The sequence below is a fragment of the Nocardia sp. NPDC049190 genome (genome assembly GCF_040648115.1).
GTDB lineage: Bacteria > Actinomycetota > Actinomycetes > Mycobacteriales > Mycobacteriaceae > Nocardia.
Genome location: NZ_JBEZDE010000073.1, coordinates 1 through 12,293, shown reverse-complemented (window position 1 = coordinate 12,293; position 12,293 = coordinate 1). Strand labels below are relative to the sequence as shown.

The following is a 12,293-nucleotide window of genomic DNA, read 5'->3' as shown; positions in this document are numbered from 1 at the left end:
CGAAAGAACCGTCGACTTTGACCGAACTCGAACGTGATATCGCCGACCGAGTCGTGCAGGGCTACACCAACCGCGAAATCGCGGCTCAACTCTTCATCAGTCGCAAGACCGTCGAGAAACACCTCGCACGAGTCTTCACCAAACTCGGCACATCCTCCCGCTCCGAGGTAGCCACAGCGATGGACCGACGCGGCCGAACTCGCCGCTGGGGGGCGTAGTCGCGGCGACGGGAGTTCTAGGTGGGTCCTCCGCCGGGTCTATTCGACGCCCCGGTTTGCCGAAACGACGACATCATTCGCGTTGGCGTCCGACTGGAACCAAGGGGCCGGTATGGCCGAACTCCGTCCGTTCAGGAGTCCGCACGGATGCGCTGAATCGGCTGTATACCGCTAGGTTGCCGCTGGGTCGCCTTCCAATTCGGAAAGCTTCGATGCAATCCAATCCAGATACTGGGTCGTTGCTTCCTGAGCGCTCAGGGTGTCGCGATTGTTGATCGCATGGAAGATACGCTCGTGAAGTGCCGCGCACATTTCCGTGGCTCCGGGCATAGCGGCCAACTGTTCGCTCAGGCGTCGTAGGGCGATCGAGAACGACGTAGAGAGGTCGACCAAGACGGGGTTGTGCGTACTCGCCGCGATGGCAAATCGAAATTCGGCGTCAGCCTGCGCGAACTCGTTGGAACCGAGATCGGGTGCAGCAAGTATCTCGTGCATTCGTGCGATGAGGTCACTCATTCGGCTGATGTCCTCATCGGTTCGTGCACGTGTGGCGATGCGTGCCATCTCCAGATCGAGTCCCCGGCGCACAGCGAGCACATCTTGCGGGTGCGCTCGGCTCAACCGCTCGAGGAGTTCACGAGAAGTCGACGTCTTCGCCCGGACGTACGTACCGTCACCCTGCTTGACTTCGAGCATTCCCGCGTGGGCGAGAACCTTGACGGCCTCTCGCACGGTTGTTCGTCCGACGCCGAGTTGGGCCTGTAACTGGGGTTCGGGCGGAAGTTTGGTCCCGACTCCGAAGGCTCCGTTGCGGATGCCACGCTCGAGCCTCTGGACTACCTCGTCGACCAGGCCCCGCTTGCGGACTGGAGTAAGTTCGGCCTGCCTTGACGTTCCGGCTGTAGGCACATCGGGGAGCACGTGGCAAGTGTACGGCAGACATTTTACGAACGGATCATCAGTTGACCGTTGCCGTAAACTGCCGCTATTCAGCTGACATCTAGAAAGCTGTTCGCCCCTCGGGAGACCTGCGAGGAGCGATCGGCTGGCGGCCCGTATCGGCGCTGGTGATGTGGCTCGCATCGAAGTCTGGAGCTGCGGGGGAGCGAAGTTACCTTTCGATGTTGTGCGAGGGGCGCCACCCACTGGCTCTACGTGCGATCGAGGTGAGCTGCGGTAGATCTGATACCGGAGCTGCAGCCTGTAGGCATTTGCCCCATATCTCTTGCGGTGAGGTCGTGAGATCGTCGTATCGTGTTGGAACTCTATTCCTTCGATACGCGAGTCGATTCAGCTGCCTCCGGGCGGGGTTCGCTCGATGTTGTTTCGTTGTCGCATTCCGGTTTGTGCGGTTCCCGACACACCAGCGCGCATCACCATTTCCTTGGCCGCCAGGTGTCGACGAACGCGGTCGCCAGGCGCCGATGCTGCCCACTGACGCATCGCGGCGGCTGTCCACTACCTGTGGCATGGTCCAGGAGGACGAGCGGTGAGTGACTTGACGGTCGGCAAGTATCTCCCGCGTAAGGAGGCAGTGCTAGCGGCTTGCCGCGGATGGCCGCTGGTGGGCAATCCCGTTCTCGAATCAGCGTGTGAACTGGCCACCATCTACGAATCGCAGAACAATCTCCTCCTCGACGTCGATGACATTGTCAACAATGATCGGTATCAAGAACTCGGACGGATCATGGATTGGGCCGAGCTGGTCGACGCGGTCGTCTGCGACCGTCGTGACGGATTGATTGCGTCGATCGATGAGTGGGTCGACCTCGTTGTGCCAGCGGCCTCACCGACAGCGCCGCTGCACGCGGAGACCGTAGGGTTGGTGGTGGACAGGCTGGCGCTGCTGACAGTTCGATCGTATGTCGCGTTCGCGAACGAGCCAGGTCCCGTAGCGCGAGCCGTCCATGCCCAGCTCTACGCCAATGCCACTGGTTACGAGGAACTGGCTGATGTGCTCTCCGCTGGATTGCGACGCCTGCCGTCCACCCAAAGGCGGGCTGGATTGCGTTCACGCTGAGGGGATCGGTCGCTACACCCAACCTGGTGTCGCCCGTTCCCACTGAACGGTCCGTTCGGCACCGGCGCGACCGGTGAGCAGATTCGCCGGTGATCTGAGGTTTGGGCCACGACGTCGTACCAACTGCCTTCGCCAGTCCAGTTGCGCGGTGATTGCCAAGGGTGCACCAGCTCTGGTGTGAAGAAGGCCTGTAGGTTCGAGGGTATTCGGAACGGAAACGAGCCGGGCGGTCGTCGATACCGCAGTGCGATACCGATGCGCTGAATGTGTTGGGGGCGGCTGAAGTCTCGTCGGTGGTTGACGAGCTCACCCGGGAATCGCTCTCGCGCCTGGCCGAACGGTCGATGACCGCCGAACACGTGGTGGACGAGTTCGGGCGGGTGTTCGCGACCCCCGTGCGGTCCGCCGGGTGACTTCGACTGCAATCCCTTGGTCGCCGTGTTTCAGGTAGGTCCCACGCTTTCATGGCACGAGACGCCCTTCGTCGAAGTCGACTATCACGCATTCACCATCACCGCGGTTGGTTGTGCCTGGAACGAAGCTCATGTTCGAGTTCCGAAACCGGTGGTGCCCGACATCGCTCGACAACTGGCCACCGAACCCTGGACCGACCTGTTCATGCGCTGAGTGGACTCCTACTGTCCCGCCTCGCGTCGCAGCATGGTTTGCGCGATTCTTTGTCGGCCCTCGCTGTTATCCGTGCGCACCATTGCTCATGCTGGTCGTACAGTGCGTCCCAGTCCTGCGCGGCAATAGATCGCCATTTCTGCGCGAGCTCCGCCGCGTGCACTGCCGGCGCTGCCCTCTCGACTTCGTTTTCGGCGTGCGCAGCCCAATCGACAAGTCTGACCCAGTGCGCGAAATCATTTAGAAGTTCCGATTGCATCTCCAACCCCTTTGATGTTATTTAATCCTGTAACTCCGGCGCGCGTGACCACGACCAGAACCGGTCATCGGGTTATGTGCCATAGGCTCGCGACGTCCCGATCTACCTGGGCATATCCTGTTTCGATTGATCCTCGGGATCTCTCACGCTCGGCCTTGGCGATTTGTGATGGGCTACAAGATGAGAAAGGGCCGCAGTCAATTAATGCCTCGAATTGACTGCGGTCGCGCTCGAGGCTCAACATTTCTTACCTCCAGGAGGAACTATGCTGACGTAATTCGAATCTCCCACGTCGGTAGATCGACGGATATGGGGGAAACCCCTACGATGACGTGGCGACTGATCGCCAGTGGCGATGAGCGTAACTGTCGTTCTGGCCACAACCTGCTGTGAAAGGGCATGGTGGGACAGCTCGCCTTACCCGTTGTCCCACGGCCTCCAGCTGGTGGGACGCCTGATCGGCATGCTGTGTGGCTCCGCGATCGGAGAGCTGTCGGACATCGCGATCGGTAACCGCTGGCACCCCGTGAATGCAAAAGGCTGCGCCCTCGGGGACGGCGCTCGGCGGCAGTGCACAAAGTTCGGGTTGCTGAAAAACGTTGCCTGCAAACAGCTGATGATCAGCTGTGTGGCTCGTAGTCGTGGGCGTCTGATCTAAATGCGTGTGTACAGCGTGAATTGGCAAATCCTGCGGTCCTGGATCGGTGCCACGACAATCGAATGTTGCCTCATAAGGCGAGGAGTTGCGGCGTGCTCGTCTACGTCAGAGTCACCAGTAGCGCCTGCACGCCGACCTTCGAACCGATGTTACACAGCGCTCTCGAAGATACGTGTTTCGAGTCGTTCTCTTGAATCTACTGCCGGAATGGTAGCGAAAGTAACGTCGGCCTTTGCGGATCCGTGCTGTTCGACCACCGGGCTTGCCGTGCGGGGGTTCTGGGTTTCCTGTCACCCGGGTACCGCGGCCGGCACTACCTCGTAAGCCACGGAATTTCAGCGGATCCGGTGGCGGCAGCGGCCGGGCAAGATCCGTACAGATCAAGGCGGACCGGTTGGCGAGCGACAAGTTCCGAGGTGCTGCCGCGAAGCCACAGCGGGCGCGGAGTTGGTCTCCGTACGTCGGCCACCGGGCCGACTCTCCGCTCCAGCGGGCGTCGATTCTTCGCTCAGCGTGCGTGGAGCCACCCTGGTGGGCGGGCAACCATAGGGCGTGTGCGTCGCGAGGCTCCGGTGAGGCTCGGTCGCTGAGCCCATGCTGACATCAAGGGCGGCGGTGATCGGTTCCCATTCATTGAGATCGGGCTGTCATCAACGGCTGTTCCGTGCTACCGGTCTTCGTCGATGCTCGGAGTTGCGGCATCCCACGACGCCGTTTGGAGAGCCAGCGGCTGGATCGGCATTTCGCATATCAGTCGTCAAGCAGGTAGAGCAACAACGATCAGGTGACATATGCAAGATCATCTGGTTACGTCACCTATGTTGGTACGGGTATTGTTCGGTTGGAGAATCCCCCTTTGGTTGGGATTATTCGCTGAGGTCAGCTCGATGTCGATGTCGGTGTTGATGTCGATATCGATTCGTTTGGAGGCTCGATGGCGGCGATCGGGGCACGTGGCGCCCGATATGTAGCTCTGGTGGGTAGGGCCGACGAGTTGCGGCATATCGATGAAGTGCTGGCTGCCGCTCGGTCGGGGTCGGCGGGTGCTGTGGTCATAGTGGGTGAGTTGGGCATCGGTAAGTCGCGTCTGCTCGGGGAACTGTGCGAGCGCGCGACGGTATCGGGTTTCGACGTGTTGACTGGTCGCGGAACCGAGTTGGAACGAGAGATTCCCTTCGGACTGTTCGTCGAGGCGCTCAATGAGAAGTTCGGTGCACTCGATTCCCCGATCATCGCGGACCTGGGCGCGGATCAGATGGCCGAGCTGGCCGCGGTGTTGCCATCGGTGTCCAGACAACACAGGCAGTCGGCGAGCGGATTGGAGACCGAGCGCTTCAAGTTCCATCGCGCGGTACGCGCCACCTTGAGCTGCCTGGTTCCGCACAAGCCGATCGTGTTGGCGCTCGATGACGTGCATTGGGCCGACCCAGCATCGGTCGAGTTGATCGGTCATCTGCTGCGTCGCTCGATTCCGGGCATGGTATTGGTACTGGCCTATCGCCCACGGGCAGTGGAACATTTATTGCGGGAGGCGAGTGCGCAGGCCGCGCGCGAAGGCCTGCTACGTGTACTCGACCTGGCGCCGCTGACAGTCGCAGAGGCCGCGGAAGCGTTGGGGGAGCCAGTGGACTCGCCTGTGGTCCGCGGATTGCACTCCGAAAGCGGCGGAAACCCTTTCTACCTCGAACAATTGGCGCGGATGTCGAGAAAGTCCCAGGCGAGTCCGTTGCCCGCGGAGAGCGTAAACAATCGGCACAGCACTGGCATATCCACCGCGCTGCGAATGACGATTACCCAGGAACTGACGGGTTTGGCGGGCGACGCGCTGGGCGTTCTACGCGCCGGAGCGGTGGCCGGCGATCCGTTCGATGTGGATCTGGTTGCCGCGATCGCCGAGTCCGACCAGGCTCGCGTGTTGAGATGCCTCGATAAGCTCGTCGGTGTCGATCTGGTTCGTCCGACTACGACGCCGGGTCAGTTCCGTTTCCGGCATCCGGTCGTACGGCGGGTTGTGTATGACGAGGCGATGCCGGGTTGGCGATTCGATGCCCACAAGCAGGCCGCGAGGGCACTCGGGCGGCGAGGCGCCCCTATCGGGACGAGAGCTCACCATGTTGAGTTGTCCGCGTCGCCTGGCGACGCGGAAGCCGCTGCCACTTTGGCCGAGGCCGGCCGGGCCGTAGCGCCGCGTGCGCCTGCGGCCGCTGCGGGCTGGTTCGAGGCAGCGCTACGCCTTTTGCCCGAGACCGGCGCTGACGAGCAGCGGCTCCTGCTGGTCGTCTCGCTCGCCGGAGCGCTTGCCTATTCCGGTCGCCTGCGCGATAGTCGCACGACGCTGGAGCAGGCGCTGCAAATATTGCCGGTCGACGCGCTCGGCGAGCGGACGCGAATCATCGGCATGATCGCGCGCGCCGACCATGGGCTCGGGCGGGCGGAGGACGCTCGCCACCTTCTTGTCGCGGCTCTCCGGGAAACGACCGAGGGCAGCGCGGATGCGGTTCCGCTGGAACTGGCACTGGCAGAGAACTACCTCATGAGGCGGCAGTGGGCCGAAGGCATCGATGTGGCGATGCGGGCTCGCGGGCATGCCGAAGCGCTCGGCGATTCCGGCTTGCTGGTCGCGGTGAACGCCCTGCTCGCCCTATTGACCAACCATGAGGGCGACAAAGCCCGGTCGAAGTACTTCGCCGGCCTGGTCGCGGACCATATCGATGCCAGCGACGTCGTCATGACGCCGGAGTTGCTCGAACCGCTGGCGAACCTGGCGGACGCCGAGGTCGGTATCGACCAGCTTCGCGAGGCCAGCCGGCACGCCGAACGCGGGCTGACGATCAGCCGCGCAACCGGGCACGGCCACGTCGTCGCCCGGTTCATGGTCAGCGCGGCCGCAGCGAAGATGTTCCTCGGCAACCTCCGCGAAGCCCGGCCCGCAGCGGAGTCCGCGGTCGAGATGGCGCTGCTGCTCGATAACGATCAGCTCCGCACCACCGCGGATGCGACGCGGTGTTATATCGAGACCTGGACCGGCGAACTCTCAACGGCGATACGTGCCGGGCGCGCGGCGGTCCATGCGGCGGCCCGCACACCCGGCGCGCACTACGCCTGGCTGGCGCGTGGTTCTTACGGCCAGGCGTTGATCGAAGCGGGCGAATTCGATCGTGGTCGCCGCGAAATCCTGCTGATCGGCGGACCCGATCTTTCCGAGATGCCTCCCACCGCGCGCTCGTTCTTCGAGCCGGCACTGGTCAAGGCGGAATTGGCCGCCGGCCGCATCGATGCGGCCGAGGCGATCGCCCGTCGCATGAAGGACTTCACATTCGGGCTGCGATCGCGGGAGGCTCAGGCGCATTACGCGGACGCGCAGATTTACCTCGCGCGAGGCGATTTTCCAGCTGCGGTCGCGGCTGCCCGACAGGCACACGAAGCCTTCCACGCAGCGGAAATGGCCGTACTCGCCGCCCGGGCCCAGCTCATGACAGGCCGTGCGTTGGCCCGAACAGACCAGAACACCGCAGCGATCCACGAACTCGAAATGGCCTACGGAATACTCCGAGACGCTGGCGCCGCGCGGCTTGCCGACGAGGCGGCACATGAGCTGCGGACTCTCGGAAAGCATGTTCGACGCCGACCGGAGGCGAACGAACCGGACAGCCCGTCGACTTTGACAGGACGCGAACGTGATATCGCCGACCGAGTCGTACAGGGCTACACCAACCGTGAGATCGCGGCTCAACTCTTCATCAGTCCCAAGACCGTTGAGAAACACCTCGCACGGGTGTTCGCGAAGCTCGGAACATCCTCCCGCTCCGGTGTAGCCGCAGCAATGAACGGCCATCCGGCCGATTCAGAGTAAGCAAGTCCCACGAGAGCGCCGAGGGCGGCGTTTCTTCCCATCGTCCATTCGCCGAAGGAGGTTGCGACCGCTGCGCGGCATCGCAGTTGTAGAGGCGTCACTCGACAGAATTTCGCCGTGGACTCGCGCTCCGGAGCTGGACTCCGTGGGTCTGATCCGAAGAGTAGATGCGGGTGATCCTGCGACTTCCGCGGCAGCTTCTGAACAAAATCGCGAGTGCGGGACCGACTGAATTGATCGGGGCGATCCGAAGCCACTATCTCGCCGTTACCGCGTAACGGATCGAAACAGGTTACTTTGTCGCTCGACAGTCGACCATTGTCTGAGATTGAGCCGCGAGGGAAAGATGAGGATGGTCGTACGCAGTCCGCATATTGCGTGTGGACACAGCTTCCAGCTCCTCACTCGGGGTTACCAGTGATGGGAACCCGGAGGCCTCCAGCAAGAATAATGTTTCCTCATGTTCAAGGCGGAAGAATTTTACGCGCTGCGTACAGGACTTGCACCACGCATTGGTGGAGAGCCGAATGGTTCCGCTACCTTCACCAGATTGAAACCTTGCTGCCTCGGGAAGCTTCGAGTGACAACGGGGCGGGTCGCAGCAGGCAGTCCGCGCGTATTCGGCGGGAGCGCTGATGACTGGACGTGGAGCGAACAGCAGCACGATTCGATCGCAGTGTTCGGCCCGGTGCCGGCCGGCTTACACGAGGTTTGGCTGACGCTTGCCGTGCCTCTCGATGATCAGATCGGTTTTCTGGCCTATTTGAGCCTCGTTTTCAATGATTCGCCGACAGCAACGATCGAGCCCTGGATCGCAGAAGGGAGCACCGCAGCCGCAGACGGGCAGCCAGCGGATAGTTTCGTACACGTCGACAACTCTCTCATCGGAGTGATGGATGCTGCTGCGGTCGATGTTGCCGATGAAATCGTCGCCGCGGCGGGCGAAACCCTTTTCCGCACTCAGGTCCCGGCTTGCATCGCCCCGCTCTCATCTCCGGAGAGCTGCGACCGCGTCGTGGTCTGTCGAGTCTTGGCAGGGACGTATCCCGTCGTGGCGACGCGAAGCGCCCTAGGCGAAGTCACAGGCCTGCACATAGATTTCGCGATTGTGGGTCCGCGAAACCGGAAAGATTGGTGGAAGGCGCGGCACACACATGCACGCCCATAGCTATCTCGATATCTCGACCTTGTCCACAAGTTGCGCACATGTCCCGAAAGCTTCGGCTCGGTGGGCGGGCGGCAACGGCGGTAACAACAGCCGGAGTGCCGATCGCGAGATCTCCGATGTGGATGCACCGCGGTAACAAGCAATCCGCTGGATTCGGCGACCTCGGCACCGACCTCACGCGGGAACCGGCCCGCCTCGGGATGTGCGGAGTGTTTCAGAACCGAAGGAGTTGTCCGCCGATATATTTCAGCAACGACGGACAACGCCGAACAGAATGTCAGCGAATTATGCTGATGAACCACCGACGATATCTGGTGCCAGATTCGAGACTATGCCTATGACCTCTTCCGCGATATCTCCGGGCACACCCGCTGCCCTCAGCGAATCGGTCAGATGCGCAGCCACGAGATTGAAGTGGTGCAGCGTAATTCCCCTGCCCTGATGAATGCGACGCATCGGAACACCTGTGTAGAGATCAGGGCCGCCCAGTGCTGCAGCGAAGAACTCCGCTTGACGCCCCCGGAGCCGTGACATATTGGTGCCTGTGAAGAATCCGGATAACTCGTCGTCTGCGAGGACTCTGACATAGAAGTCGGCAACGACGGCCTCGATGGCCTCTGCTCCGCCGATTTTGTCGTAGATACTGCTCATTGTATAACTCTTATCTGTACGTAAAGCCGGGGTGTATTCATCTCCAACGGGACCCTGTCATGCCTGCAACGCGGACGAAATGGGGGAAGTGCCTACGTTCTCACCGCCGAGCCCGAGCAAGCCGCGAGCGGATGTGCTCCGCTTCTCATGGGCGTCGAGCCAACCAAAGCCTCGTTTCAGTGTTCGCCGGCGAGGTCTTCACGTGGGTTGATGTCAGGGGTGAGGGTGTCGGGGCGGTGTAGTCGGCGGCGGGCGACGGCGGTTCGGGTCGCCGTTTGAGCGACGCAGATGAGTTCGGCCAGTTCGATGCTGGTGTTCGGGTCCAGTGGTAGTTGCGGCAGCCGGGGATCTCCAGCGTCGAGGCCGAAGCTGCGCAGGCCCGATTTGATCGCGGCGGGTGCTCCGTGGTCGTTGATCGTGTCCAGCAGTGGTCGGAGTCGGTCGAACAGCTGCGCGGCGGCCAGGCCGTGTCCTGCGTTCAGCAGCCGCCAGACCCGCACGATCTGCTCGGGCACCAGACATGCCGCGGCTGTGGACCATCCAGCAGCACCGGCAGCCGCGGCGTGCAGTGCATGGGAGTCGCTGCCGTTGAACACGGAGATTGTGCCGCCGCTGAGATCGCTGATACGGCTGATTCGTTGGATGAGTCCGCTGGATTCTTCGACCATCGTGATGGCCTCGACGTCCGCGGCGAGGTCGGTGAGGAATTCGGGGCGCATGTCGGCGCCTGTCGCCGCGGGATCATTGCCGATCATCATCGGTAAGCCCACCAACTCCGCGATCGTCGCGACGTGCAATCTCAGTTCGTTCTCGGTCAGTCGCCAGCAGGAAACCGGCTTCACCATGATGGCGGTCGCGTTGAGCCGCTCGGCGAAACGGGCCCGTTCGATGGCACCGGTCGTGGTGGCATCTGAGATGTCGACGATGGACGATACCCGCCCACCGATCTGTTCGAGGCATGTTGCTGTGGCTCTCCGCCACTCGGTCCGGTCGAGATAAGCGCTCTCGCCGCTGTCACCGAGTGGCACGATCGCATCGACACCCGCGTCGATCATCCGGTTCACAATCTTGCGCAGCATTCCGGTATCGATTCCGTCGGCTGCGAACGGGGTCACCAGCTGCGCCACAATACCTGAGATAGCGTTGCGCGCCGATGTGTCACCCATGCAGATCACGTCCATTCGATGATGTCGGATAATTCCGTGCGGTACACGCACCGACATCCCGATCGCGCCATCGCGTTACCAATAAGGACACTTCCAGGTCCCCGGCGACAAAGATATGGGGGAAATGCCTACGATGAATCCAATACCCACCCACAGACAGCGCCGGCAGCGAGGCCATCCTCAGCCCTCCTGCGACACCTGGGCGCCGATCCGGTCCGCCTTATTCGATTCACGAGCTATCGATAAATGAATGCTCTTGTCGGCGTCGGATTTCCGGGCCGGCGAGTACCGGGAGCACTGCGGAGATGACAGCGCCGCGTCTCGGACCTGTTGCCGAACTGATTTTTCCTCGTGCGGCAGGGCGTCTCCTCGGCTTGTGACGAAGACCGGCTCGGACACAACCTCGACGCTCTACGTCGGCTGGTGTGCCCTCTGGTTGTCGAGGTGCGGGTGGAGTTCATGAAGGAGTACCCGACCTTTCACGGGTAAGGACTCGCCCGATGGCGAACCTGATGCTGGGCGCGATGGTTGCGCAGGGCCGGCGCCGAGACCGTGACGAACTTATAAACTTCCCCTCGCTCGGTCGGCTCAGGATCTGGACCGGGTGGGCGTCGCTGCGCGGACATGTCCTGAACGACCAGGTCGTTTGCCGGGTTGGGTCGGTTGGTCGAGCGGAGATTGTTGGTACGTTGTGGAGCAACGGGCCTGTGCCGAGTGTAGGTGGCCGACTGTGATGGGCCCGCCCCCGGCTCACCGTGGCGGCGGCGAGCCGGGGGCGGTTTATCACGAGTGAGACCCGCGGTATCACGCGGTACCGGACAACACGGCGAGATGAGGAAGGAATCTCAGGGCAGTGTTGAGGGTTCACTCGTGACGATCAGAGAACGACTCGATCCGATGAGCGTTGGAGATTTTGGTACAAACCACTCACTGAATGAATCCATCGTTGATTTCCTGAAAGGACCCGTTGATCACGCCAGCGATCTGGATCGAACGACCGGGGTCATGTCACGGGCGCTGCGGGAAGCGCCGGTAGTGCGCCGAACACGCTTGCGGCGGCGACTGTGACAGCGAGCGGTAGAAGGTTGCGATTATTGTTCTAATCCTTTCGGGACACCGCATTTATGCGGGGGCCGAGTGCGTGAATGCGCGGCGCGGGGATACTGGCGGGTCGCCGAGTCTTCTCGCCACGATCGTCGGCGCCAACCGATGCTTGACGAACCGAGGCTGTGCACGGGATCGACCACGAGAACCGCATGCCTTCTCTGCTGTCACCTATGGAACATCTCTCGTCTCAGCGACAACATCGTTTGTCCGGGGATTCGATCGTCATACGCCACCGGGGCAGCTGGCTATGGGGGAAACGCCTATGATCGATCCCTCCGCTACGGAATCTCGGCTCCAGCTTACGCGAGCATTGACGCGTTCCAACTTCGCGACCTACGGCTTGTCGTTCTACTCCGAGGTGGTGCGGTCGCGGTTCATTGCTGCGGCGACGCCGGAGCGGGAGGATGTGCCGAGTTTGGTGAAGACTCGTGCGAGGTGTTTCTCGACGGTCTTGGGGCTGATGTAGAGTTCGGCCGCGATTTCGCGGTTGGTGTAGCCCTGCACGATTCGGTCGGCGATGTCGCGTTCACGTGCGGTCAAGGCAGCTGGGTCGATGACCACTCCGA

8 protein-coding genes are annotated in these 12,293 nt (G+C 61.9%); 4 read left to right on the top strand and 4 right to left on the bottom strand.

Annotated features, from left to right (window positions below; translation table 11 throughout):
- On the top strand, positions 1-218 hold a 218-nt coding region (locus AB0B25_RS30955), incomplete at its 5' end, for a LuxR C-terminal-related transcriptional regulator (protein ID WP_357187079.1).
- A 171-nt stretch (positions 219-389) separates the two neighbouring features.
- Here the strand turns inward: AB0B25_RS30955 and AB0B25_RS30950 are convergent.
- Positions 390-1,301: a FadR/GntR family transcriptional regulator gene (locus AB0B25_RS30950; RefSeq protein WP_357187076.1), complete on the bottom strand. Its 912-nt coding sequence runs from the start codon at positions 1,299-1,301 to the stop codon at positions 390-392.
- 406 nt (positions 1,302-1,707) lie between these two features.
- Between AB0B25_RS30950 and AB0B25_RS30945 the strand changes: the two genes are divergently transcribed.
- The 3 genes from AB0B25_RS30945 (at position 1,708) to AB0B25_RS30935 (ending at position 8,803) form a co-directional block, all read left to right on the top strand.
- Positions 1,708-2,238, top strand: a complete 531-nt coding sequence (locus tag AB0B25_RS30945) for a DUF4254 domain-containing protein (protein WP_357187073.1) — start codon at positions 1,708-1,710, stop codon at positions 2,236-2,238.
- Positions 2,239-4,716: 2,478 nt separating this feature from the next.
- A complete protein-coding gene (locus AB0B25_RS30940) occupies positions 4,717-7,635 on the top strand; it encodes an AAA family ATPase (RefSeq protein WP_357187070.1) in 2,919 nt (972 codons plus the stop codon).
- 460 nt (positions 7,636-8,095) lie between these two features.
- Entirely contained in the window at positions 8,096-8,803 is a 708-nt protein-coding gene (locus AB0B25_RS30935) for a hypothetical protein (protein WP_357187068.1), read from the top strand.
- A 285-nt stretch (positions 8,804-9,088) separates the two neighbouring features.
- Here AB0B25_RS30935 and AB0B25_RS30930 read toward each other — a convergent pair whose 3' ends face one another.
- The 3 genes from AB0B25_RS30930 to AB0B25_RS30920 all read right to left on the bottom strand — a co-directional run.
- Complete coding sequence (locus tag AB0B25_RS30930; protein ID WP_357187066.1) at positions 9,089-9,454, bottom strand: group 1 truncated hemoglobin; 366 nt, start codon at positions 9,452-9,454, stop codon at positions 9,089-9,091.
- Between the two features lie 176 nt (positions 9,455-9,630).
- Positions 9,631-10,620: a dihydrodipicolinate synthase family protein gene (locus AB0B25_RS30925; RefSeq protein ID WP_357187065.1), complete on the bottom strand. Its 990-nt coding sequence runs from the start codon at positions 10,618-10,620 to the stop codon at positions 9,631-9,633.
- Positions 10,621-12,075: 1,455 nt separating this feature from the next.
- On the bottom strand, positions 12,076-12,293 hold a 218-nt coding region (locus AB0B25_RS30920; protein ID WP_357187062.1), incomplete at its 5' end, for a helix-turn-helix transcriptional regulator.